Origin of the sequence: Vallitalea okinawensis (assembly GCF_002964605.1) — a bacterium.
Classification (GTDB): Bacteria; Bacillota; Clostridia; order Lachnospirales; family PQDH01; genus Vallitalea_A; species Vallitalea_A okinawensis.
Window position 1 is genome coordinate 947,573 of the sequence record NZ_PQDH01000001.1, and the last position, 25,539, is coordinate 973,111.

Consider the following 25,539-nt stretch of genomic DNA (forward strand, 5'->3'; position numbering starts at 1 on the left):
CTATACATGATAAGGTATTTTGATTGATACTTTTGTTCCGTTTTTGTTACTGTCTATATTGATTCCATATTGTTGTCCATAATGCAGCTTGATACGTTGCTCTACATTATGGAGTCCAATACTGGATAGTTGATTCTTTGATTTGTAATGAACACTTTTAATCTTCTTTAGACTTGCTTTACTCAGACCTCTACCATTATCCAAAATATCCAAGATTATAGTTCCGTCCTCTAATCGCCCATTAATTGTAATTATACCAGTATAGTCAATGTCTTCAAAACCATGAATGATAGAGTTTTCTACAATGGGTTGTAGCAACAACTTGGGTATGCAACATGATAATATTTCTTCTGTCAGCTCATGGTGTAACTGAAAACTCTCACCATATCGAATCCGTTGTATAACAATATAATGCTGGATATTCTCTATTTCTTTTCTAAGAGTAATGAACTCATTTTTATCGTTGATGGTATCACGTAACAAACTGGCCAAAGCATCAATACCATCGGATACACTATAGGATTGACTCATCATGGCAGTAAACTTCAATGAGTTTAGTACATTGAACAAGAAATGAGGGTTAATTTGGGCCTGAAGCATATTGAGTTCAGCTTCTCTCTTTTCTTTTTCTTCCTCTTCCAATTGAATGATGAGATGCTGAATACGTTTTAGCATACGGTTAAAGTTTTCAGTAAGATAACCAATCTCATCCTTTTTATGATAATCTAATTGGATGGATAAATCCCCTTGTTCAGCATGTTTCATGACATCCACTAATTGATTAAGAGGTCTAAAGATTGCCTTGGTCAATATAAGAGCTAGGACAAAAGCTATCGCAATACAACTTATAACCACTATAATAAATAATCGATCTAATTGATAGGTCTCTTCATTTAAATAAGAATAGGGTATTAGACATACGAGATAATAATCTGTTTTATCGATTGGTGCATAGGTTGCAACATACCATTCATCCTCCAGTTCAATTGAAAAATAAGCATCCTCTTCTGTCTTCATGTTATGTAATATCATGGACTGGCTGTCTATCTGACCTCTTAGATCATACTGATTACTACTGATAATCCAACCTTCACCATCAAGAATCATGGCTTTTATCCCCTGATCAATATTGATCAAACCTTCATAGACTTCTGAGAAAAACTCCTCTTGAATGGACATGATCATGTAGCCCATAGGTTGCAAAGTAAACCCCTTGTTAATGGCTCGTGTTATAATAATTGCATCTTGTTCACTATTGGCATCAAAATAAGATTTTCCTCCATATTCATAAGCCTTCTGACGAACATAAGGATAATGAGATTTGTCCAAGATTTTATAGCCATAATTAAAGAAGTAAACATTGTCATCGGTTAGTATTTCAAAATAGTTCATATAATTTCCCATGACATAATTATTGAAAATAATATCTTCAATAGCTGTAGAAATGGTAATACGCTCCAACTCACCGTATGTTTCGTATTGATAGAGATTATTTTGAACCTCATCCAGAACCATGACACCATCAAGGGTGGCTTCTATATTCTCAAAGTGATTGGCTAAATGATTGGCTGTTTCTATCACTGTCTTACTTGCAAATAAACTTATTTTAGACATAATATCTTTTCTGCTTTGAATATTAAAAATAAGACCAACTATGATTATGGGTATAATCGATATGCTAATAAGAGATAGTAATAATTTATGTTTAATCGTTAAGGTCATCACCTATCACCTTCATCCTAAAAGTAGTTCTATTCTATCCTTTAAGTCCTCCTATTGTCAATCCTGATGTAATACGCTTTTGAAGTAAAGCATAAACAATAATCGTTGGTAGCATGACTATAACGAGACCTGCAAAGAGAGCACCCCAGTCAGTTGAATATCGTTGGACCTCCATAAGATTAATTAATCCAATAGGTAATGTTCTTTTTGACTCGGAAGCAATATAGGTTAAGGAATAGCCGTATTCGTTCCAGAAACCCATGAAGTTAAATATGGTAATTGTAATAATAGCAGGTTTAGCCATAGGTACCATGATACGCCATAAAATACCGTAATAAGAACATCCGTCTACGATGGCTGCTTCTTCAAATTCTTTAGGTATACTACCAAAGAAACCTGATAAAATAAATATGGTATAGGGGAATGCAGTAAAAGCATATACCATACTCAGACCGATACGTGTATCATAAAGATTCATTTGTTGAAGAATCATGAACAATGGCACGATACCAAGAATCGGTGGCAAAAATAAACCAATCAGATATATTTGCTTAAATAAAGATCGGAATTTGAACTCATAACGGGTGAGAACATAGGCTGAACCTATACTCATAGTAATGCAAATCAATAGTCCTAAAACTGTTACAAAGATAGAATTAAAGAAATAATCCCCCATATTGGCTTTCTCAATAGCGTTTATATAATTGATTAAGTTAAGACTACCTGGTAATTTCCATGGATTTTCGTAAAACTCAGTACTTGTTTTAAAGGACGTCAAGATGGTCCATATAAGAGGGAATATAACAACTATTGTATTGATGACCAAGATTATACGAATCAATAACTTACTCATACTCCATCTTGTTTCTTCTTTCTTCTTCATCGCTGTACTCCTTTCATTCTAGTATTGTACAACCTCTTTTTTAGTCAAACGATTGGCAATGTAGGCTAGAAGTAAAGAGATTACTAGAACAAGAATACCTACACACATAGCATAACCAAAGTTACCATTAGCAAATGCTTGCTTATACATATAGACAGATAAAATGTTGGAGGCATCATCAGGTCCTCCCTTTGTCATTATGTTGACATAAGCAAAACTTCCGTTAAACACACCAAGAATATTAAATATGATAGTAACACGTACCACTTCCCAAATTAGAGGAAAGGTTATGTTTCTAAACTGCTGCCACTGACTTGCTCCGTCAATGATGGCTGCTTCATAGAGATAAGTAGGTACCCCTTCCATGGATGCCATATAGAGAACCATATAATACCCAACTGCTTGCCATACCATGGTGATTGCTAATGACCATAGAACTGTATTCGCATCTCCCAGCCATACTCGAGTAAGATTTTCTAATCCCACAAATTCCAAAAAGGAGTTGAGAATACCTAAGCTAGGATGATAAATAAACATAAAAAGAATAGAAATGACAACCAGAGATAGTACATTAGGGAAGAAAAAGACAACTCTATAGAATCCCTTTTCCTTAAACTTCATTTTAGTTATGCTAAAAGCAAAAAGTAAAGCTAAGGTCATCGTCATAAGTGGTACAACTGCTAATAAAAACAAGTTATTCCCTAAAGCTCCCCATACTTTTGCATCATTGATCAGAGTAACAAAATTATTAAAACCTATAAACTCTGCTTGACCAGAAATACCGCTCCACCTATAAAAAGCCATGATTATGGACCTTACACATGGATAAAACCCAAATATCATGTAGCAAATAAATGTGGGTAAGACACATAATGAGATAAATAAACTTCTCTTTTTTGATTTCATATTTCAGCACCTTCTTCATCATCACTTTTCAATCTTGATTTATTATCTGAGGTAAAATAGGGGTCATTTGTCTGATGACAATCAACCCCTAATGAACTTCATTATTGTTCTAACATGGTTTTACGTACACTTGCATTAGCCTCTTTTACACGTTCTAACCAACCGTCTACATCAATATCACCATTCATTAAACTATTAATAGCGTTCCAGAACTCTTCTTGAACTTTTACCTCTACATAAGGTACTACCTTCCAATCAAAGTTAAGTGCCTGTGCGTCATATTTATCAAAGACGGAATAACAGTTATACATAGCTTCTGATATATATTCTTTTGCTAGCTCTACACCACCTACAACTGGCATGACAGCAGTTGTTAGTTCAGCCTTAAGTGCAATGTTTTCTGCTTTATATTGATACTTCATGAATTCTTTTGCCATTTCAATGTTTTTAGCATTCTTAGGTATGTAATGTCTTTCAAACCCAGAATTGACATAAGGTTTGTCTTCTGCATTTAACCTGGGTGCAGGTATAAAGCCATATTTAAACCCTTCTTCTGGGGTTACATCTTTCATTTCATTTTCCATCCATGTTCCACTAGGGATAAAAAGTGCTTGACCTTGTAAGAAGGCAGTTTGTGCCTGAGTATGATTCATAGCTACTGTACCCTCTAGTAAAAGATTTTCACTAGCTATCTTGCCATAGACATCTAACACTTCTTTTACCTTTGGATCTTCCCATGCATCTTCTGCGTAATTGAGAATTTTATCAACTTCTTCTTTACCAGCACCTGATGCCAACATAGAACCTAGGATAAATTCATTGTATACTGGGTAAATGCCCTGATAAGTGAATAAAGCACGATCTGTTTCTTCTGCTTTCTCAGCAAAGGCAAAGAACTCATCCCATGTCTGTGGTTCTTCCCAACCTTTTTCATCGAATAATCCCTTGTTATAAAATAAACCAAGAACAGACATATTCACAGGTGCAAAGTAAATGTTGCCATCATCTAATGGACTACAGTAATCCAAGAATCCAGGTATTATTTTATCCTTTAGAAGAACACCATCCCCATCAAGAGATTCTGATTCAAAAACATCGTTAAGGGGTAATAAAGCCCCGTCACCTAACATAAGTGTATCCAGTTCTCCAGCATAAATATAATCAGGTGGGTCACCAGCTACAAGGCGTGGTCTTATTATATCAACAATCTTTGGGCTAATAGTTAACTCAACTTCGACATTGGGGTGATCTTCTTCAAATTGCTCAATAACTGCATCCCAATACCCTCTTCCGTATCCACCTTCAAAAGCTGCTACATCTAAAACTTGTTTTTCTTCAGGCTCGCCTTTCTGATCATTAGAAGCCCCTTTTTCTTCTACTGTTTTATTTGTATCTGTATTTTCCTTAACCTCATTGCTACATCCTGCTAACGTACTAAAAACTAAGATTAAAGCTAATAGTAATGTTAATATTCTTCTTACTTCCATTCATTTTTCCTCCCTCTAATATTTTCACTTGTTGACAAGCTACTCATTCATCTTACCTGTATATATAAATGATTAAAATGTCTTATTTTTACTTCCATTAGTCTAAATTTTACATAGATACTGATAGTCTTATTATATCAAAGTAATGTAACTAAAATAAACCGTGAGATTCAATCATCCCACGGCTTATCTTGTCTATAATATTAAATTATTTTGTATAGAGTGTTTGTATCTCTTTCTCAATCTCTCCTTGCTCGTTGACGGTTTGAGTGTAAGTTCCCCATGCTTTTCCTGTACTCCAGAAAGTTTTAAAATTGTCTTGATTAATTTTAGGGGCAAAATCCATTTCATCTTTTGTCATATCATAAGTGAAACCACTTAATGCAATAAGCAATCCCCAACTTGCTAATGATCTGGCATAATGGTGTCCGCACTCTATATCGCTCCATGGATTTCTTTTTATACCATCATAACGGTCCCGACATGCCTTAGTTATGGTCAGTGCTTCATCAATATAGCCTTCATAAATCAAATGAGTTGCCACCTGATACTCAATTCCAGACCATACCTCATCGGAGTAAACAAAAGGTAACTTTGGTCTGCCTCCCTTTGGCCATGTACATAATAGCAAGCCAGCTTCATCATTAAGGGCATAGGTTCTCTGAACATTGACGTGATCTTCCATTGAAGATTTGAAGTTATAATCAAAAATAGATTTAACAGCTTTTTTAACATGTTCTCTTGGTAAGACATAACCCAGGCCTGCCACATGAGCTAAAGTCTGACCAAATAATTGATCTGATAGACATCCTTTACCATACTGATATTTGTATTGATTAACATCTTCAATCTGTTGAACATAGTATTCCTCATCCCACAGTATTGAATTCATACGGAGATTTCCCTCTTCAAAAGCTTTCTGATACTTTTTTGCATTATCCGTATCACCAAAATATCTGGCTATTTCAGAACCTGCTTTTAAAGCACCATAAAACATAGAATTAACCAAAGCATTAGGGCCATAAAACTCAATATCATATGTATTATGTTGTTGGCTATCCAGTACATAATCACCATCTTGATCCCAGTGAACAAATGCATAGTCCAAAGCTTTCTTCGCCTTTTCCCATACACTTCTTAAGAATTCATCATCACCAGATAACTTCCACTCTCGATATAAGCGTATAACGGTACCTAACTGACCGTCAGCAGCTGGATGTACTTGGAAGTCCCAAGGAAATGGTTTTCCAAACAATTTATCTGTTCTGAAATTCATTCTACCATTTTCATCTGTCTCTAAATTGAATTCTGTGTTTCTCGCTGACTGTTCTAGTGTTGGGAATAAAAATGCTAGTGTTTGTGCGTAATTCCATACATGGGTACATGTACCATGACAAGATCCAAACTGATCATGGCTGCCTTCCCAAGCCATAAAATGTCCACCTTCTATTCTAAAACAAGTGGTACTGCGAATAACAGTAATGTTGTTTGCAATGGCTTCGATTACATGACTTGGTAAAGTTGTAGAATACAGCGCTTCAGTGAATTTTCTTGATTCACACTCTAATCGATCCATGTTTTTAATTAAATACTCTCCAGCATTCCAAGAATCTGTGAACTGACTTGCATAATGGTTTTTCATAGTATTTTCTTCATCACTATTATAATCATACACATCAACTGACCATTCATTTGGTCGATTAGGCATAAACCATGTTAGAATGAATTCGAAGATTTTTTCTTCTTTCGGTTGAATATGTTTTTTAACACTTAGTGCGCCTACTTTATGTGTTTTATGTCCTTTTTGACTTTCAAGTCCTATTTTTTCAATTTCTTCATTCAATTCACCATCTTCTGAGAAATCATCCCAGTACTCATGGATACCATCCCACCACGCACCATTATACCAGTTAGGCTTCATTGAAACATTTTCCTCATTTGTCATTAGTGAAAGATTACCGTATTTAACACTTGATTCTTTTAGCTTGTTACATCCCATGAAGATTCCTTTAATCCCATCATTATCTCTTTTCTCGTTATAAGTTTCCCCTACAACATCCGTAAAACCCCATATTGAATTTCTTACAAATCCAACTGAATTTGTGAGTGATCCTGCAATTGCTACCTCTTGGGGTTGATCACTGGTATTTTTAACTTTATAACGAATGACTGTACCAGGAATACCTGAATCATCTGCATTAAGAGGTATAAAGGGTGTAAAAGCTTCCATGGTCACTTCAACTGGCATACTATCATCTTCTAATTCAACAGTTACAAAAGGATATTCACTGCTCATTTTGCTACTTTCGAATCGAGGTAATCCTGCACATTTCTCAGCGGAATAACCGATGGACATATTTAAATAAGGTGGTTGAAGTTTAGATTCTAAAACTTTAGCTTTCTTTTCTTTACCTTCTTCCTTAGTCCATATTGAAAAGAATGTATAATTTGATGTATTACCTTTACCAGGACTATTATAGATTTCCCAATCTCTAAATTCTCCCCTTGCACCAACTGATATATTTCCTGTCCCAATACCTCCGAGAAGAAAAGCTGCCTGAGTATGCTTCTCTGTGTATTTTTTCTTTTCATAGGGCGCGTATAATACGTCATTCGAGTAGATTAATTTGTCCATTGTTCATCCCCCTTGTGCTCGTGCACGTTTTTGAATTCATTATACCATAACATATAATTTTTACAATGCTATTCTTAAAATTTTCACTAGTTTAATAATATTTATTGAGGCACTACACATCATATACTAATCTTCAAACAAGATATAGTAAATAGATTTTTTTTACTTGTAACCCTCTTTACCCCGATTATTTTTACATTTTAATCATCACTATTCACAGTATATATAATTGGCAAATACAAGAAACAACCTTTTAACTATTGATAATAGCTAAAAGGTTGTTAAAGATAACTTAAATCATAAACTTGATCATTATTCAGATACTGGAAAATAAACTTCTGTTACAAAATCTTTCGGTGTTACATCACTACCCGGTCCTTTTAAATACTTCTCATATGGAGCTGCAGCTGTCTTTAAGTTATTTTCTTTCATATAGTCTATAATCACCGCATAGGCTTCTGATATCTCGCTGTAAGGACCAACAAATTCTGTATAGACGCACAACTTACCTTGATGTCTTTTTGTTATCCCTTCTAATTCTTTGTTCACAGGTACACAGACTTCTATATCTGTATAGTTTCTATCAAAATCTTCATCATAATACTTTGTTATAATAGGACCTGCTTGTTCTAATTGATTACGATAGACATTTTCCATCACTTGACTCATCAAACGACCAATCTCATCCATTGATATTTTTTCTCTAGCTGTAACTAGAATCATATCCTCTTGCTCTTGTTTCATAATCTTAAACTCTCTCGCCATAATCATTGGACCTCCTTGTTCTAAGTGATCAATCTCTTCTACCATTTGCTCCGCTAGCAATTGATATTGCAACATCTCTTTTTGGATTTCTTTTAATTTTTGCTTCATGGCATGTTGCAGTATATGGTTATCTTTCTTCACCATTAAGTCTCCGATTTCTTTTAGAGAAAACTTATATCTTTTCAGTTTGTTAATCATAATGATATCTTTTACTTGGTTATGAGAATAGTAGCGATAACCATTTTCATCATTTATTTTCTCTGGCAACAATAGACCGATCTTATCATAGTGTCTTAGCATCTTTGTTGATACTTTTCCGATCTTGGAGAATTCACCAATCGTATACATAGAAGCACTCCTTTTATAACGCGTTCTTTATCATTTCACCGGTATGAGTTCATTATAAACCTTTCCATAATGGGAAGGTCAACACTTACTTGAAAATATTTTTAGCGAGATTGTAAAAGCTTATAAAATACTGAAAACGATACCTATAGAGATATCGTTTATCAAAAAATTACTTACATATCCTTTAAATTCTTTCGTCTATTAAATAATCACTGGTGCTGTTATATAGACATATGTTTCACCTTCCATTGGTGTAACCATGCAATGAGTTCGATTATCTTTAAAGAAAAGGGTAATAAACTCTGTATCACAGGCACGAATGGTCTCTAATAAGTAGCGATAATTAAACCCAATTTTCAAAGGTTGTCCATAAGCCTTACATCCAATATAATCCTCTATATTACCAAATACACTTTGACATTTTACCCATATCCGTTGGTCCTTTATCTCCAAGACCAATGGTACATTAGTGTTTTGACCATTCAATATAAATGCGGAAGCAGTTTCGATTAAGTTGACTAAATCATTTGCTGCAACTGTAACCTTTGTGAGAGGATCATCAAAGATAAATTGCTTATAATCAACAGAATTAACTTCTAATAATCTTGACGTTAATGTTAACTTGGCTGTTTTAAAGATGACCTGTTTAAGGGTACTGTATATCTGGATATCTCCTTCTTCTTCAAGAATCTTCAATAATTCTATTAAGGTTCGACCAGGTACAATGAATTCTTTTTCTCCTTCAAAATCGCTATTCTCTTTACGAATAGCAATCTTGTAACCATCCATAGCAAGTACGGTTAATAGATGATCACTTAATAAAAATTTAACTCCTGTGAAAACTGGACGCATTTCGTTGATGCCTAGTGCAAATAGCGATCCTTTTAATGCTCTTTTCAATTGTGCTTGCTCTAAAGTTACTAAACAATCTTCCAATGTATATTCAAGCTTTGGGTATTGTTCCGCAGGCATGGTTTGTAGCTGTAAATTGGTGTTACCACTGCTGATGAATGCCCTATCCCCTTCTACATTGATATGTACTTCATCAGCTCTTAGTTTTCTAACAATATCTGTAAAGATTTTTGCATGTAGGCACAGTTCACCATATCGCTTCACTACACCTTTAATTTTGTACATACAACCCATTTCTAAATCGTTGCCAAGAAGGGTGATTCCTTCTTCATTTCCTTGAATATAAACCCCTTCAAGAATATTCAATGTGGATTTTTTTGTAATGGCTTTTTGTGCCACATTCAACCCATTTAATAGATCATCTCTATTACAAATAAACTCCATATGTATGTTATCTCCTTATCATTTTATTCGAACAAACATTACATGTTCTAACTAAATCTGCCATTATCATCTAACTTTCATTATACCAAGAAGACTAGTAATTGTAAATTAATCCTCCAGTTTCAATAAAATAAATAGTATTGTTATGATTACAGTTATAAGTTATAATATGGTTATGTATAATATTGTAATTTAATCCTTGTTACTACATCATTAACAGATATATTACTCTTAACTTACTATCAACATATATAACCTGTCTTAATAATAAATACATATAAAACGGAGGAAAACAAATGAAAAATATGATGGAAGGTTTCTTTATAACCCTTGTATTAGTCACTTTCATAGTATCTCTAACCAGTTGTGGTGCATCAGTATCACAGGATGTGTATGGTGAATCATCTATTGATACTACTGTGAAAAGTGTTAGTGAAGAAGAAACATCTGGAGAATCTTCAGAATCAGAAGCTAACAGTGAGAATGGTACTAATGATAAACAAAAAATTGATAACTATGCTAACCGAGAAGCTAAACTTAAGGAGAATCTGATTACTATCAAGCAAAACAGTTATGCTATCGACGATGATATGGATGAAGATTTTATCATTGCAGAAATGATAGAATTTATTGGATCCACTGACAGCGAATTAAGAGATGATTTAATCTATATGACATTTCGAACATGGATAGAATCAGGAAAATTAGAGACTTCCAAGACGAAAGGCATATTGGAAGCATTGTTATCTGATGAAAGATTGAAGTATCATATAGGGGAAGCTGGAACTGATAGTGTGTTTACTAGAAGTTTTTCTGTCCTAATCATCTATTCTGTCCTGTTCTACGATGATTTTAAAGAAAAGATTTTAACTGATGAAGAGATTATGCATACCTATGATCAGTTAATCACCTATTTGGATGAAGAAAAAGATTGTAGAGGATTTGTAGAGGAAAAGGGATGGGCACATGCCATGGCACACTCTGGGGATACATTTAGTCTATTAGCCAAATATGAGGTCCTTGGTGAAGAAGAATTACTCAATATCCTTCATGTCATAGGGAGTAAAATTGTTACTGGTGAACATGAATATGTTGATGGTGAAGAACTCAGGCTAATGGCAGCTGTAGAAACAGTTTTACGGAGAGAACTAGTAGATGATGCTAGTTTAGAGGAATGGGTGAAAGGTATGATTGATTATCCACAAACAGGTAATGAAGATGTGGATCGTATTACCCACTCTAATGTTAAAGAATTCTTGAACTATCTAAAGAGTTCGGTTAAAATGACAAAAAGAGGTTCAGTAATGCTACCTTATCTTGAAGAATTTTTAGAAGAAAATTAACTTGAACTACTAAAGGAGTTGTATTTAGATGGCAACAATTTTTCCTGAAGCAATCTTAGATCTACCAAAGGCAAATATTCCACTGGAGGGGCTAACTGCCTACTTATCTCAAGGTGAAAATCATCAAATTCTCTTCATGGAGTTTGATGAAGATGTTGAGTTAGTTGAACATTCCCATGATAGTCAGTATGGCATCGTATTAGAAGGTAAAATAGAATTAACTATCGATGGGGTAAAGAATACTTACGCGAAAGGTGATCGCTACTATATCCCAAAAGGTGTAAAACATTCAGGGAAAATTTATGCTGGATATGCTGATATTACCTTCTTTAATGAAAAAGATAGATATAACAAGAAATAGAGGTACTAAAGACTATCAATGCAAATGTGTTGATAGTTTTTTAGTAGTTGACAAATTACACATTTATGATTATAATTTATTTACATTGACCACATGGTCACCTTACTGATTTTTATATGGAGGTAAGTAACATGAGCTATAAAACCTTCGAAGCATTACCAAAGCCAAAAAAAGAACTTATACTAAATGTCTGCATTGAAGAGTTTGCAGAATACGGGTATGAAAATGCTTCCACTAATAGAATAGTCAAAAAAATTAATATGTCAAAAGGTAGTCTATTTAAATATTTTAATACGAAAGAAGAACTGTATTTTTATGTGTTAGAACATGTCGTTAAAAGTATTACCTCGGAAATGTCACAAGATATGGTAGAGTTGCCAAAGGACATTTTTGATCGAGTTTATAAGCTTGCAGCAATAGAGCTTAATTTATATATAAAGAAACCTATACTCTATCAATTATTTAAAGAGGCCTTTAATGGGAAATCTGAAATATCTCAAAAACTGACAGAGAAATATACCGTTCAAGCAGGAAGTTTCTTTGTTAACATTTTTCAGGATGCAGATTTTAGCCAGACTAAGTATGATAAGGAACATGTCTTAAAGCTACTGAAGTGGATCTTAATTGGATATAACGAGTATTTTATGGAGGCAAACTCTAGTCATATTGGAGATATAGATCAATATAAAGAAGATTATTTGAAGGAATTACAGATGTACATGACAATGATTAAGTTAGGTCTAGATAAGTAGCAATGCTTATCTATTTTTTCACTCGAATAGTGACCATGTGGTCATTCAAAAAAAATAGTTAGTACCACAAATATAAATTAATGGAGGGTTTAGAGATGATGGAAAAAATTCAAAGAATCAGGTGTTCAGAAGTAGAATTGGAATATTTACTTACAGGCCAAGAAAATGGTGAAACGCTTATGCTTATGCATGGTGCAGGGGCAAATTTAAGACAATTTATACCTCAGCATCAATACTTCTCTAAGAATTATCGAGTCCTCTCTGTTTCTTTAAGGGGTCATGGTGAATCAAGCAATCCTAGAATTTGTCACGCCTCCCAATACACATTGGAAAAGCATCGTGACGATCTCTTAGAAGTACTTCACCATCTTAAAATTGACAGCCTCCACTATGTTGGCAACTCTGCTGGGGGTATGATTGGATTTGAGTTAATTCAAGCAATGCCTTCACTTTTTAAGAGTCTTGTTACTTTTGGAACCGCACCTGAATTAAGATTCTCAAAATTAACTACTTACTTAATTGCCAAAACAGATCAAATGATGCTCAAAATAAATCCTACTGAGTACTGTCGCTTCATAAGCAAATATAGTAGTCAATACGAAGCAGTACGTCAAGAATTATTTGCTCAATTTTCAATGGCTATTGAAGCAATCCCCTATATTCGAAGAAATCTTGGTAATTACACTTATTTAAAGACTTTGGAGAATATACAGATCCCCTATCTCTTGATACAAGGTGAAACAGATCATGATATAAACAAAAATTTATCTTCTGCATTAAATATCATTGAGAAAAATGAGAATACTTCTGTTATAAAACTAGATAAAGCAGGTCATATAGCTAATCTAGACCAACCTGAGTCTTTTAATAAAATTATAGAAACATTTATCAATCAATGATGATGCTGTATATAATACAGCTCTCTTTACTCATATTCTCTTGACATTACTTGGATATCCAAGTATCATGTAAGTAGTTGGATGTCCAAGTAATTCATTTCAAGGAGGATAAATAATGAACATAGAACAAGTTTATGCATACGCAGATAAAATAGGTGTCTTAGTCTTTTCTACCATCCATGGTGATGAAGTTCATTCAAGAGTTGCTCACTTTAATGGATATGATGAAGAAGGCATATATTTTAGAACCATGAAGAATAAACCTTTTGGTAGACAACTTATGGCTACTAAAAAAGTTACTATATGTGGCTGTACAGATACCAGTATTATTGGTCATGAGGCTGATGGTACACCTATCTTCCCACCCAGTTATTCATTTCGTTTAATCGGTGACGTAAGAATGGTGACAGAGGAAGTAATAAGAGAAAAAGCTAAGACCAATAAAGACTTTTTAACTGCAGTCAATGATATGGATAAATATCCAGCTATGAAGGAAGGGAACTACGTCATTTATAAAGCTAAAGGCGAAATATTTGATGTAGATTTTGATGAAAAATTCAGAGATCATAAACTATTGCGAACAAGATTTTCATATGGTGGTGTAGCTTATAATCAAGCCGGTCCAAGAATAACTGATTCTTGCATTGCTTGTGGCAAATGCAAAAAAGTTTGTACTTTTAAGGCTATAAAAAAAGGTAGCCCTTATACGGTTATTCCAGATCGCTGCGATGATTGCGGCAGTTGCATACTTACTTGTCCAGTTGATGCTATTCAAGAGTCAATAGCCTTTTAATGCATATAAGTAACTTTTAAATACCTCAATGTCAACTTATGGATATATTAAGCTGACATTGGGGTTAATTATTTAGCCGACTACTATAGTTGTTCCATCAAATTTAGTAAGTGTAAAACCATTAAAGTCTTCATTATAGGTATCTTTGTAGTCTTGTAAGATTTGAATAGCTACAGTTTCACCTAATGTTAAACCTTCGCTGGAGTCTGAACGCCAATGGACACCTGCTAAATCTCGCCCAATAGCAATATTGGATGCCATTTTATTTAATTCTCCTCCAATGGTTAAATCTTGTCCAGAATAAGGTAGTAAGGATAGACCATCTGGACTAGCTACCACTGGATCTGGAATGACGAAATCTTCATTGAAGAATGCTTTTAGCATTGTGGCACAAGCACCTGCAACACAAGCATGTCCAGCTGGATAAGCTGGATGAGTAGGACTACCTTCTGGATAAGCCATGGGTAACAGATAAGTACCATACTTACTGAAAATCTTAGGTAGAACACTTGAATCAAATAATTCTTGGTTGATAGGATAGTTCGTTGCTCCAGTCATATTGTTTTGAACACATCCACCAAAGGCTTCAGGTCGAAGTACACGCTGAACTAAGAATTTTTGGTACCATGCAGCTTCCAGAGCTACTCTCGCAGCTTTTGCTACAAAATCCAAAATGAAGGCTGCTCCAAAAGTGACAAAGCCACCTTGAGTTCTAGAATTCAAATAAGGATTTTGTTGATCTAAGGCTAATGGACCAAAGCCTAAAAGAATCAAGCAAGCTGTCAGCATACCTTGATAAGTGAAATCTACATGTACCCATTGTCCCAAATCTCTGCCATTACGAATATAACGTGGCGTTGACAAAAAGCTTATGGATGAACTTGGCTCGTCCCCATTTTGAATACTCAACCACTCATCATAAGATGTCATAAAGTCATCTCCTACTACAGGACTGTTATACTGTTGAAGGAGGGTCTTATTTCCAAATGTAACGTCTTTATAGAACAATTGTGATACGTATGGACCTACTAAATCACCTGGAGTATCTCCCCTAAACAAAGTCTGTGTAGTGACGACTCCATTTTCTTTAGGTCCTCTAAAATCAGAAAACTTTGAAAGATCTGCTGCGGCTTGAATAGTAAGACAGCTTGTATCATAATTAGTAAAAGCTATATCCCTTGTTAAGGCACTCCAATAGTCTTCTGCCATTTCACCAACTCGCCAAGCACTGTTAAAAGTTGGAGGTATCATCATAGTTAAGTGATGAGAATCAGGTCCCATTAAATCATATGCGTAGGATGCTTGAGGATTAGCTAGCTTCCGACTACCACCTAATGGAATAGTCTCAAAAATGTCAGGGTTACCAGTGGTTAGAGCGTTAATATAGACATTATATGCATTGATGTCTACTTCTCCTAGTTCGTTATGTGGTAATGTCTTAGTGAAGTTACCAATTTTATTTGAATATAAGTTTTCATCTCCATTACAGGGATGGTTAGGGAGAGGAAGATCTCTCTGATACTGAGCTGCATTCTCACGAATTTCATAAGCCTCGTCCCTTCGCTGGAATGGAGTTAATGGTCCAATAGGATTGCACTTTGGTGGAGTTGAATTTAAACATTCAGTTTCTTTTTTTTCAACTTTCTTGCTAGGAGATTCTTTTTTTTCTTTCAATTCACTCTTTGCAATCATAGTTATTCACCTCATTTATTCAATTTATATGTTTTTAAGAAAAATTCTTATATTATATCTTATATTTTTTGGATCTAAAAAGTTACAGTTATATTGGTTTTGTTATACAATTATTAAACCAGTAACCTCATTGACAACTTCTGTCTATAGTAGTATACTAATAGTAGACAAAAGTTGTCTGTTGATTTAAATGGTAATTCTTCCTGAGAGCATAAATGAATACATTAGTATTAGAAATAGATATTCTTTAACTTACTTAGCATTTGAAATATAAAACTTACACTAGAATGAGGTGAGGAAATTGAATAAGAAAAAATTGAATAAGAATTTAGTGCTCCTTTTATTTGGTAGGGTCATATCAGATATTGGATCAAGTATACAAATGTTGATTATGCCCCTCTACATCATTGATGTTGGTGGCTCAGCCGCAACTATTGGATTATTTTCGTTTCTCTCACTGATGCCCATTTTAATAGTATATCCATTTGCAGGTGTCATTGGAGATCGTCTCAATAGAAAACGCATTATGGTCATTGCAGATGTTGTAAGTGCAGTAGTTGTATTATTATTGGCCTATGTATCTTCGATTGATCAGATGAGTATAGCTCTTTTACTGATGATACAAGTTATTGTGGCATTGATGTATGGTTTCTTTGATCCTGCAACGAAGGGAATGATTCCACAACTTGTACCTGAAGATGAGCTGAATAAAACTAATTCAAAAGTCGCAACCTTACGGATTCTATCTGGTTTGGTTGCCCCACTTATTGCTGTCGCTCTTTATACCAGTTATGGTATTACTCTACTTTTTATCATAAACGGTATTTCATTCTTAATCTCTGGTAGTAGTGAAATGTTGATTAGATATCAGCATACCAAAAAGGTATCCATAGAAGGCTTTAAAGGTATATTGCATGATATGACTGAAGGTGCTAAGTTTATTAAGCATAACGCCGTCATTAGGCGATTAAGCACCTATTTCTTAGTTATATTTGCCTTCATACACCCTGTATTTAGTATTGTTCTTCCTTTATTCTTTAGAACACAGCTTAACTATACAGACACACAATACGGCTATATACAAGTCATTTTATTTTCTGGTGCCATGTTAGGAAGTATACTTGTTGGACGTTTGGGTAAAGACATTGATTTAAAAAAACCCATGTTTATGGGGATTATATCTATGTCAGTCACCATGATTGTTTTTGGATGCATCATCATTCCAAGCCTTGTCACATCCCTTGGCAATAGTACCTTAACTTATTTCATACTCTTTTCTTCAGTACTGTTTTTATTATATACATCCATCATGTTTATCAATATACCTGTACAGACATTTATTCAGAAAGTAACACCTAATGAATACATGTCTAGAGTATTTTCTATTGTTGGGCTTATCAGCAAAGGCGGAATGCCTCTTGGTGCTTTGATATATGGTATGGTACTGGATAAAGTAGATATACACATAACTGTTATTGTTGTTGCTATTATTATCATGATTGTTTCTATTAGATTTATTGCATCCTTTACTACAGAACAAAGATTATCTGAAATAAAAAGTAATGAGGAGGTTTAGTTATGAGAGATATGATTTATGATTTTCTAACCAAGAAGAGTCCAAAACTATCTGAAGTTGGGGGTAAGGCAAAAGCACTTATAGAAACCACAAAAGCTGGTTTTCCTGTTCCAGAAGGTATAGCTTTGACAGTTGAATTCTTCTCACCATGGCTTGACACTATTAAGTCTACTCATGAGTGGACAGAATTACTTTTGGACGTTACAAAAGAAAACTGTGATGGCATCAAGGCAAAAGCAACTGTCCTAAAATTTACAGAGATTCAAAAAGTAGAGTTTGAAAAGCATCTATGTCAATTGCATACAGAGTCAATCTTTGCAGTTCGCTCATCATCACCTGAAGAAGATTTAGAAGGCACTAGTTTTGCAGGTATGTATGAAACTTATTTAGGTATAACAATCGGGGAACTAGAGAGTTATGTTGCTAAAGCTTTTGCTTCTATGTTTGACTATCGTGTTATGGCATACAAAGAACAAAATGGTATTAACATCGAAAATACACGTATAGCAGTTATCATACAAAAACAGATTGCATCTGATGTGAGCGGCGTAGGTTTTTCCTTAAATCCAAATAATAATTGCTATGATGAAGTCATGATCAATGCGGCATTTGGTCTTGGAGAAACTATTGTGTCAGGTACCGTATCACCAGATACTTATATCGTCAATAAAGTAAATAATCAAGTACTTGAGAAAAAAGTTAACGAAAAAAAACATGCATTATACCTACTAAAAGATGGGGGAACAATTGAAAAATCCATTGAAAATCCACTGCAGCAAGCTTTGAGAGACAATCAAATTATCGAATTGACAAAACTCATTACGAAGTGTGAATCCCACTACGGCATGCCAATGGATACTGAATGGGCTTACGAAAATGGAAAACTCTATCTTTTGCAATCTAGGCCTATCACCACCTACTTCCCATTGTATGAAGAGTATCAAACAAAGCCTAGTGAAACAAGGCATTTATATATAGACATGATTAAACTCACTCAAGGTTTTGAATATTCCATGTCTGAATTAGGTAATGAAATGTTTACAAAGATGATTGTAAATGCTAAACAAGGCATTATGCCTGAAGGTAAAGATGGAGCATTTTATTCTGTCAACGGCAGAATGTATATGGACTTAACCAATATGGAAAAGGCACTTGGCGAAAAGATGATTAACCGCACAATAGGAAGCTACGATGTACCTACTAAAGAGACTTTGAAAAATTTTAACTTTAAAAATGGTTACCATATCAATGAGAAGCCTGCAAAGCTTAAAGGCATAACATCAGCTAGTATTAAAATGGCTCTTGGAATAATTCCAACATTAGTCAAAACATTAAAGGATCCGATGGCTCAATACGATTTATATTTCGAGCATGCTGAGCGAGGTTTTAAAGAAATTGATCGTATTATGGATACCAATATAGACTTTAATAAAAAAGCAGATGCTATCATGAAGATGTTTTATGAAATGATGATTCATGCAATGCCCATGGCTGCTTGTTTAATCGCTGAAACAAAGATAAAAAAAATGTTTAAAGATCAAAATCTCGATACAGAAATCCTAGCCCTTAGTATCGATCTTTCTGGTAATCCAACAAGTCAAATGGGCTATAGTCTTGTTCATTTAGCCTCCTTTGATGAGGTTCAAAAGACTGAGTTCAGTAAAGTCTTTGCTAAAGGTATTCAAGAAAGAACCTTCTCTAAGGAGTTTTTAAAAGCTTACGATGAGCATATGCAAAAATTTGGTTGCCGTTGTGTTGGAGAAATTGATACAGCTGCTGTGAGACCTTATGAAAATATAGAAGACTTCTTTAGGCAACTTAAACTCATTAATATTCATGATAATGCTATGCAGACTTCTAAGCAGAAAAAAGAAAAAGCATATCAAAAGTTATTAGAAACTGCTAGATACATGAAAAAAGAAAAGAAATTTATAAAATACGCCAAAGCTTACAATATATTAGGAATACGCGAACACCCAAAATACATGTACGTTTATGCTAATGATAAGCTAAGACAGGTTGCATTAAAACTAGCTAAACAGTTTGTTAAAGAAGGAAGATTGGATGTAATTGATGATATTTTTATGCTAACCTCTAATGAGATAACAGAGGGACAACATAATCCACATTTCGATTTGAAATCCATCGTAACTGAGAAGAAAAAAGTTAGAGGGATAACCAAGCATGTGAAAAGCTGGCCAACAATCATTGATTCTAGGGGTAAAATCTTCAGATATATTCGACAAAGTGAATCTGGCGATTTAGTCGGTGATGCTGTCTCACCAGGTATCATCAAAGGTAGAGCTAAAGTACTATTAACACCATTTGAAAAGCCTCTCCATAAAGGTGAAATTCTTGTAGCAAAAGCAACTGAACCTACATGGACGCCGATTTTCATTAATGCAGCAGCAGTTGTCATGGAAGTAGGTGGTCCTCTTCAACACGGTGCCATTATCGCCAGAGAATATGGTATTCCTTGTGTAACAGGTATCGATGGTGCTACTACTACAATTAAGGATGGAGATCTGTTAGAAGTCGATGGTTCCAGTGGAATTGTTAAGATCATCAAAGATTAAGATCAATCCTATTTTATCTGGCAGATTAATGTATAGTAATTTAAAAGGGCTGTCACTGACAGCCCTTTCTTTTCATTGTAGCACTATTAATTATACATTTTATAGAATGCATCTGCTTCTTCTAAGACTTCCTGTCCTCCAGCATTTAACCATTCTTGTACGTAATCATCAAACTCATCTAATGAACGGTCTCCAATAATGAACTTAATATAATTCTCAAGTGTCATTTGAGTTAGATGATCTTCGTTTTCAGACCATACAGGTTTGATAACAGATGCTAATTGATCGTATTTACCAGTAGCTAATGCTTCTGCTGCTGCACGATCATCTAAATACCTAGGTAATGTGTTGATAGGCTTTTGTAACTCATAATCATTGAAACATCCACCTATTGTAACACCTGCTGTTAACTCTATACCAAACTCTCGACGTTTTACTTGATCATCATAAGGTGGTATCCATACAAAACCATCTTCCTCATCATAATTATAAGTTATGCCTTCTTCACCTTTTAACAATGTAATAAATGTTTCTTGGTTAAAGGCAGAATCATTGATAACTTGTAAAATACGCACCATTTCAGCATCTGTTGTATTTTTACCAAATACAAAACCTGCATTGAATAATGGGTTGGTTTGCATCAAACCGCTATCTCCATTAGGTCCTTCAGGTGCAGCAATGATTTCCCACTGTGCTTCAGTACCTTTCATGTTTTCTACATAATATCCTCCGTAAAAAGCTTCTGGTGGTAAGAAATGGTACCAACCGTCAACCAAGGAGCCAACCCGCTCACTTACAACACTCTTACGCATATTCTCTTTCTTATAGACCATGAACTCTGGATCAATAAGACCATTTTCATACCAACGATTAAGTACCGTTAAAGCTTCTTTAGCCTCAGGTAAGATTTCACCCCTTACATAAGTTCCATCCTTCACTTGATATGTATTAGGAAATACGTCAAAGGCACCAAACACCATACCAAATGATTCAAAGAACATCTTATCTTCATCATCACTACCTATTGCTGTGAAAGCATAAGTATCTTTTTCACCATTTTGGTCTGGATCATTATCTCTGAACTTTGTGTATAATGCTTCTAATTCTTCTAAAGTCTCTGGTGTTTCACTAACACCTACATTCTCCATCCAATCTTTACGTATACCAATTACTTTATTATAAGCTCCCAAAGTCCATGGCGAAGGCATCGAATATATTTTACCATCCTGACGGTAGTATTGCCATGGGTCATCAAAGAAAGTATAAATCCATTCTAAATATTTTGGGGCATATTTTTCAATGTACTCCATTGGTATTTCTCGAATAACTTCTTCATCCACATAGTTTTGGTAATCGGTTAAGGTTACATTTTGCCACCATTGTGGGATTTCATCTGTAGCAATCATAAGACGAATTTGCTCATCTGTCGGCCAATCTTTGTAAGTAATCTCAATGTTATGGCGTTCTTCAAGCCAATTTTTAGCAAAAGTATCATCGTTCATATACTCTAGGTTACCTGTCCAGATATCTAAGGCGATGGTTTCACTTTTATCACCAATATCAACAGTAACTTCATCATTGCTAGTTTGATTATCAGTACTGGTTGCTTTTTCTGATCCCTCTACACTAGCTGAATTTTCCTCTGCTTTTTCACTACATCCCCCTAGTAGTGATACACTTAAGCTGAGTACTAATATAGTTGCAAATAATTTTTTCATACTGCACCTCCATAATTATATGATTGTTTATCAATAAAGGATTAACCTTTTACTGAACCTACAAAAACACCTTTAACAAAATATTTTTGAATAAATGGATAGAAAATCATCATGGGTAAAATAGCTAGCATGGTCATTGTAGCTTCAAGCTGTTCTCCTGAAAAAATGTCTTCTTTTCTCAATGACCCTGTTTTCTTAATCATATTGAGTTCAGATTCATTGTTTTCGATAACTATTTTACGCAATACTGTTTGCAAGACCTGTTTATTCGTATCTCGAATATATAAATAGGGAGCAAACCAATCATTCCAATGAGATACCAAAATCCATAATGTTACGGTTGCTAACACTGGTTTTGATAAAGGAAGTATAATACTCCAAAAAATCCCAAATGGACCTGCTCCATCAATATGAGCTGATTCCTCCATGCTTATAGGAATTTGCATAAAGAAGTTTCTCATGATAAGAACGTTAAAAGCAGAAACAGCAGTGGGTAAAACCAATGCCCAATATGTATCCATAAGATTTAGCTTCTTAATCAGCATATATGTGGGAATTAAACCACCATTAAATATCATCGTGAATAGAAATAACCCTGTTAAAACTCTTTTAAAAGGAAGGTCCTTTTTAGATAGTGGGTAAGCTACCAATGCTGTTAAAGATACACCAATTACAACTCCCATAACAGTTCTGATAATTGTGTTTCTGTAACCTGACCATAAAAGCTTATACTCAAAAGCTAGTTTATAGCTTGCTAGTGTCAATTCTTTAGGCCAGAGCAATAGCTTACTAGCAGCGAGGGCTTCTGCTGATGAAAGTGATACAACTACCTGATTCCAAAATGGATATAATGTAACAAATGCAAGTAAAATCATAAACACAATATTAAAATAATCAAAAGTTTGTAACTTCTTCTTCATCCTATCCCCCCCTACCACAACGTATGTTCTTCATCAACAAATTTAGCAATTCTATTGACAGTCAGCACCATACCTAATGCGATTATAGACTTAAACAAATTAACTGCTGTAGAAAAACTATATTGCATCTTCTCTAAGCCTACTCGATAAACATAAGTATCAATGATATCTGAAACAGAATAAACGCTTGGATTATACATATTAAATACTTGATCAAAACCTGCGTTAAGAATATTACCCATGTTAAGTATTAACATTATAATCACAACAGATGAAATACACGGAATTGATATGTACCATGCCTTTTGGAATCGATTAGCCCCATCAATAGTTGCTGCTTCATAAAGTGATGGGTCTACACCTGATAAGGCTGCAAAATAAATTATAGATCCCCATCCAAAAGATTTCCAAATAGATGTAATAATTAAGATACTTCTGAAATGTTCTTCTCTAGCCATATAAATAATAGGCTCTAATCCAATTAACTGTCGAATTTCATTTACTGGACCTGTTAAACTTAAAAGGTTAATAAAAATACCACCTAATACAACCCATGATACGAAATGTGGTAAATAACTAACTGTTTGGATAACTTTCTTAAATTTCATCCCCTTAATCTCATTGAGCAACAAGGCAAATATTACAGGTACAGGAAAACCAAATAAAAGTTTTGAAAAACTTATGATAATCGTATTCCATAATACATTTATAAACTGTGGTCTCTTAAACATTTGCATAAAATACTTAAGACCTACCCAATCACTACCTAAAATACCTTTTGTCATCTTATAATCTTTAAAAGCAATTAGAACCCCATACATAGGACCATAACAAAATAATAGAACAACTATTAATCCAGGTAATAGCATAAGTATGTGTACATAGTGTTTCTTCAAACTTTTCGTCAAAGAATTATTTTGTGCCATCCTCTTACCTCTCTTCCTTTCTTCAACTCTAAATCAAGTATAGCACCAACAGTTATCAGCTTAAATTTCACATTCTTATGAAATCTTTCACTCTCTTACACATTTACTGTATCCGAATCTATCTATTCTAAAGACATCATAATAACATTTGAAACTAAAAAAGAACTAAAAATCTCATTACGAGATTGTTAGTTCTTTGATTATTACAATCTTACCAGTTTATCTTCTCGATATGATTGAATACAACCATATGCGATTTCAGTAGATTTAACACCATCTAATACTCCAACACTTGGGTCCCTTTGATCAATGACACAATTAACAAACTCCTGCAATTCATTACAATAAGCATCTTGAAAACGATCCATGAAATAATCTTTAAATCCTAGGGTAGCACCTAATTCATTGTATAAAACCACTTCATTCTTATTTGGATTACTACCTACTCTTAAGCTTCCCTTTGTTCCTACAATCTCTGTTTCTATATGATACCCATGAAAACAAGTACGGCTTGTAAAGAACAATGCCATTCCACCATTGCGAAACCGCATCAGGGCTGTCCCATTATCGATATCATCATATCTTCTAAATCCTTCTTCAACAAAACAGTCACCAGCCGCATAAATACTATTAACCTCATCATTCATAAACCATCTCGCTAAATCTATATCATGAATCATCATATCCAAAAAGAGACCTCCACTACTTTGGGAGAAAGGTACTGCAGTCTTAACATATTTTATAGGGTCCAAGCCATAACACCGTACCATAAAAGGCTTACCAATTGCCCCTTCATCAATGAGTCGTTTAGCATCTGTGTAGGATGGGTCAAATCGTCTCATAAATCCTAACATAAAAGGTCTTTCATATTCATTCTCAGATAAAATGTTCTGAATCTTATAGATTTGTGATAAGCTCGTTCCAAGTGGTTTTTCGCAGAATATTGGTATATTGTGTTTAACTGCGATCTCAATATGGTCATAATGAAATGTACTTGGAGATACAATGCATACAGCTTCAATACATCCATCTGTTATCATTTTTTCATAATCTCGATAGACGCGTTCCACACCAAGTTCCCATTTAGCTTTATCTAATGATTCTTGACTTCTGTTACATACAGCTACCAATTTTGCATTATGTATGTTCCTTGATACGTTCTTTGCATGTAAATATCCCAGCTTACCTAATCCAACTACCCCGACTTTTAGTTTATTCATTTTACATCTCCTTTTGGTTTTATTTAATTGCTAATTATTATATTTCATTATACTATAAAACCAAAACAGTTTTAAATAGTTTTTTATCTTTTTTTGTAGCTATGTTCTCATCCACTTGAAGCTATCTTTAGAAGAAAGAATTCATTACAAAACAAAAGGTGCTGTCTCAACTTATGAGACAGCACCTTTCATCAACCTCTAACAATGTATATTAATTCGGTTCTAAGTTATCGTTATTCATATTCTTATATTTTTCTAATTTCTTTTTAGGGATATGACAGTAATCGTTTGGGAATTTAGCCAATCTATCTTGGTGTTCTTCAGCACTTTTCACATAGTTTGTTAGAGGTAACACCTCTACAGCAATTCTATCACAATCCCTCCTTTTATTAATATATACCTTTGCTTCCTCTAAATGTTTTGGATTGTTACTGTATACACCAGTACGGTATTTTTCACCAATATCTTCTCCCTGCCTATTTAAACTATAGGGATCGATTATTTCAAAGAAATAATCCATGAGTTGTTCAATGGCTACTATACTTGGATCAAATTCAGTTTTAACACACTCCGCATAACCATCATATTCACTCTCCAGTGTGTTTGTTTTTCCATTTGCTCTTCCTGCTTCTGTAGTAGCTACCCCAGGCAAAGTCTTGCTGAATGCTTGTACACCCCAAAGGCATCCACCTGCAAAATAAACTACTTCCATAAAACACCT

At 34.4% G+C, this 25,539-nt stretch carries 20 protein-coding genes; 7 read left to right on the plus strand and 13 right to left on the minus strand.

Going from position 1 to position 25,539, the window contains the following annotated elements; translation table 11 throughout:
- From C1Y58_RS04405 to dnaN, 7 genes are all read right to left on the minus strand, one after another.
- On the minus strand, window positions 1–1,722 hold the full coding sequence (locus C1Y58_RS04405) for a sensor histidine kinase (RefSeq protein WP_105614763.1): 1,722 nt from the start codon (window positions 1,720–1,722) through the stop codon (window positions 1–3).
- Between the two features lie 34 nt (window positions 1,723–1,756).
- Entirely contained in the window at window positions 1,757–2,605 is an 849-nt protein-coding gene (locus C1Y58_RS04410) for a carbohydrate ABC transporter permease (RefSeq protein WP_105614764.1), read from the minus strand.
- 18 nt (window positions 2,606–2,623) lie between these two features.
- Window positions 2,624–3,511, minus strand: a complete 888-nt coding sequence (locus tag C1Y58_RS04415) for a carbohydrate ABC transporter permease (protein WP_105614765.1) — start codon at window positions 3,509–3,511, stop codon at window positions 2,624–2,626.
- A gap of 101 nt (window positions 3,512–3,612) precedes the next feature.
- Window positions 3,613–4,998 (minus strand): carbohydrate ABC transporter substrate-binding protein, encoded by a 1,386-nt coding sequence (locus tag C1Y58_RS04420; protein ID WP_105614766.1) that lies wholly within the window; start codon window positions 4,996–4,998, stop codon window positions 3,613–3,615.
- A gap of 208 nt (window positions 4,999–5,206) precedes the next feature.
- Window positions 5,207–7,633, minus strand: a complete 2,427-nt coding sequence (locus C1Y58_RS04425; protein WP_105614767.1) for a GH116 family glycosyl-hydrolase — start codon at window positions 7,631–7,633, stop codon at window positions 5,207–5,209.
- Between the two features lie 312 nt (window positions 7,634–7,945).
- Window positions 7,946–8,746, minus strand: a complete 801-nt coding sequence (locus C1Y58_RS04430) for a MerR family transcriptional regulator (RefSeq protein WP_105614768.1) — start codon at window positions 8,744–8,746, stop codon at window positions 7,946–7,948.
- A gap of 201 nt (window positions 8,747–8,947) precedes the next feature.
- A complete protein-coding gene (dnaN, locus tag C1Y58_RS04435; protein ID WP_105614769.1) occupies window positions 8,948–10,042 on the minus strand; it encodes a DNA polymerase III subunit beta in 1,095 nt (364 codons plus the stop codon).
- Between the two features lie 296 nt (window positions 10,043–10,338).
- Between dnaN and C1Y58_RS04440 the strand changes: the two genes are divergently transcribed.
- From C1Y58_RS04440 to C1Y58_RS26770, 5 genes are all read left to right on the plus strand, one after another.
- Window positions 10,339–11,385 (plus strand): DUF2785 domain-containing protein, encoded by a 1,047-nt coding sequence (locus tag C1Y58_RS04440; RefSeq protein ID WP_105614770.1) that lies wholly within the window; start codon window positions 10,339–10,341, stop codon window positions 11,383–11,385.
- A gap of 28 nt (window positions 11,386–11,413) precedes the next feature.
- Entirely contained in the window at window positions 11,414–11,746 is a 333-nt protein-coding gene (locus tag C1Y58_RS04445) for a cupin domain-containing protein (RefSeq protein WP_105614771.1), read from the plus strand.
- A gap of 131 nt (window positions 11,747–11,877) precedes the next feature.
- Window positions 11,878–12,498: a TetR/AcrR family transcriptional regulator gene (locus tag C1Y58_RS04450; protein WP_157949946.1), complete on the plus strand. Its 621-nt coding sequence runs from the start codon at window positions 11,878–11,880 to the stop codon at window positions 12,496–12,498.
- A gap of 95 nt (window positions 12,499–12,593) precedes the next feature.
- The gene (locus tag C1Y58_RS04455) at window positions 12,594–13,397 is read left to right on the plus strand and encodes an alpha/beta fold hydrolase (RefSeq protein ID WP_157949947.1); all 804 of its coding nucleotides are present in this window, start codon (window positions 12,594–12,596) and stop codon (window positions 13,395–13,397) included.
- A gap of 115 nt (window positions 13,398–13,512) precedes the next feature.
- Window positions 13,513–14,190: a 4Fe-4S binding protein gene (locus C1Y58_RS26770; protein WP_207655702.1), complete on the plus strand. Its 678-nt coding sequence runs from the start codon at window positions 13,513–13,515 to the stop codon at window positions 14,188–14,190.
- Between the two features lie 72 nt (window positions 14,191–14,262).
- Here C1Y58_RS26770 and C1Y58_RS04465 read toward each other — a convergent pair whose 3' ends face one another.
- Window positions 14,263–15,882 (minus strand): vanadium-dependent haloperoxidase, encoded by a 1,620-nt coding sequence (locus tag C1Y58_RS04465; protein WP_105614774.1) that lies wholly within the window; start codon window positions 15,880–15,882, stop codon window positions 14,263–14,265.
- Window positions 15,883–16,183: 301 nt separating this feature from the next.
- Here C1Y58_RS04465 and C1Y58_RS04470 point away from each other — a divergent pair, with 301 nt between their 5' ends.
- Window positions 16,184–17,458: an MFS transporter gene (locus C1Y58_RS04470; protein ID WP_330404382.1), complete on the plus strand. Its 1,275-nt coding sequence runs from the start codon at window positions 16,184–16,186 to the stop codon at window positions 17,456–17,458.
- A gap of 2 nt (window positions 17,459–17,460) precedes the next feature.
- Window positions 17,461–20,034, plus strand: coding sequence for a PEP/pyruvate-binding domain-containing protein (locus C1Y58_RS04475; RefSeq protein WP_105614776.1), 2,574 nt, complete (start codon window positions 17,461–17,463; stop codon window positions 20,032–20,034).
- An 86-nt stretch (window positions 20,035–20,120) separates the two neighbouring features.
- Here C1Y58_RS04475 and C1Y58_RS04480 read toward each other — a convergent pair whose 3' ends face one another.
- The 5 genes from C1Y58_RS04480 to C1Y58_RS04500 all read right to left on the minus strand — a co-directional run bounded on the left by C1Y58_RS04480 (window position 20,121) and on the right by C1Y58_RS04500 (window position 25,530).
- Complete coding sequence (locus C1Y58_RS04480) at window positions 20,121–21,752, minus strand: type 2 periplasmic-binding domain-containing protein (protein WP_105614777.1); 1,632 nt, start codon at window positions 21,750–21,752, stop codon at window positions 20,121–20,123.
- 41 nt (window positions 21,753–21,793) lie between these two features.
- On the minus strand, window positions 21,794–22,672 hold the full coding sequence (locus C1Y58_RS04485; RefSeq protein ID WP_105614778.1) for a carbohydrate ABC transporter permease: 879 nt from the start codon (window positions 22,670–22,672) through the stop codon (window positions 21,794–21,796).
- A gap of 11 nt (window positions 22,673–22,683) precedes the next feature.
- Window positions 22,684–23,598, minus strand: a complete 915-nt coding sequence (locus C1Y58_RS04490; RefSeq protein WP_105614779.1) for an ABC transporter permease — start codon at window positions 23,596–23,598, stop codon at window positions 22,684–22,686.
- A gap of 203 nt (window positions 23,599–23,801) precedes the next feature.
- Entirely contained in the window at window positions 23,802–24,818 is a 1,017-nt protein-coding gene (locus C1Y58_RS04495; RefSeq protein WP_105614780.1) for a Gfo/Idh/MocA family protein, read from the minus strand.
- Between the two features lie 211 nt (window positions 24,819–25,029).
- A complete protein-coding gene (locus tag C1Y58_RS04500; RefSeq protein WP_105614781.1) occupies window positions 25,030–25,530 on the minus strand; it encodes a peptide-methionine (S)-S-oxide reductase in 501 nt (166 codons plus the stop codon).
- Between the last annotated feature and the right edge of the window lie 9 nt (window positions 25,531–25,539).

Coding starts and splice junctions, on each gene's coding strand:
- C1Y58_RS04475 (WP_105614776.1), top strand. CDS start 17,461: ATGAGAGATATGATTTATGATTTTCTAACCAAGAAGAGTCCAAAACTA.
- C1Y58_RS04495 (WP_105614780.1), bottom strand. CDS start 24,818: ATGAATAAACTAAAAGTCGGGGTAGTTGGATTAGGTAAGCTGGGATAT.
- C1Y58_RS04405 (WP_105614763.1), bottom strand. CDS start 1,722: ATGACCTTAACGATTAAACATAAATTATTACTATCTCTTATTAGCATA.
- C1Y58_RS04500 (WP_105614781.1), bottom strand. CDS start 25,530: ATGGAAGTAGTTTATTTTGCAGGTGGATGCCTTTGGGGTGTACAAGCA.
- C1Y58_RS04465 (WP_105614774.1), bottom strand. CDS start 15,882: ATGATTGCAAAGAGTGAATTGAAAGAAAAAAAAGAATCTCCTAGCAAG.
- C1Y58_RS04440 (WP_105614770.1), top strand. CDS start 10,339: ATGAAAAATATGATGGAAGGTTTCTTTATAACCCTTGTATTAGTCACT.
- dnaN (WP_105614769.1), bottom strand. CDS start 10,042: ATGGAGTTTATTTGTAATAGAGATGATCTATTAAATGGGTTGAATGTG.
- C1Y58_RS26770 (WP_207655702.1), top strand. CDS start 13,513: ATGAACATAGAACAAGTTTATGCATACGCAGATAAAATAGGTGTCTTA.
- C1Y58_RS04485 (WP_105614778.1), bottom strand. CDS start 22,672: ATGAAGAAGAAGTTACAAACTTTTGATTATTTTAATATTGTGTTTATG.
- C1Y58_RS04490 (WP_105614779.1), bottom strand. CDS start 23,598: ATGGCACAAAATAATTCTTTGACGAAAAGTTTGAAGAAACACTATGTA.
- C1Y58_RS04450 (WP_157949946.1), top strand. CDS start 11,878: ATGAGCTATAAAACCTTCGAAGCATTACCAAAGCCAAAAAAAGAACTT.
- C1Y58_RS04480 (WP_105614777.1), bottom strand. CDS start 21,752: ATGAAAAAATTATTTGCAACTATATTAGTACTCAGCTTAAGTGTATCA.
- C1Y58_RS04430 (WP_105614768.1), bottom strand. CDS start 8,746: ATGTATACGATTGGTGAATTCTCCAAGATCGGAAAAGTATCAACAAAG.
- C1Y58_RS04425 (WP_105614767.1), bottom strand. CDS start 7,633: ATGGACAAATTAATCTACTCGAATGACGTATTATACGCGCCCTATGAA.
- C1Y58_RS04455 (WP_157949947.1), top strand. CDS start 12,594: ATGATGGAAAAAATTCAAAGAATCAGGTGTTCAGAAGTAGAATTGGAA.
- C1Y58_RS04410 (WP_105614764.1), bottom strand. CDS start 2,605: ATGAAGAAGAAAGAAGAAACAAGATGGAGTATGAGTAAGTTATTGATT.
- C1Y58_RS04420 (WP_105614766.1), bottom strand. CDS start 4,998: ATGGAAGTAAGAAGAATATTAACATTACTATTAGCTTTAATCTTAGTT.
- C1Y58_RS04445 (WP_105614771.1), top strand. CDS start 11,414: ATGGCAACAATTTTTCCTGAAGCAATCTTAGATCTACCAAAGGCAAAT.
- C1Y58_RS04415 (WP_105614765.1), bottom strand. CDS start 3,511: ATGAAATCAAAAAAGAGAAGTTTATTTATCTCATTATGTGTCTTACCC.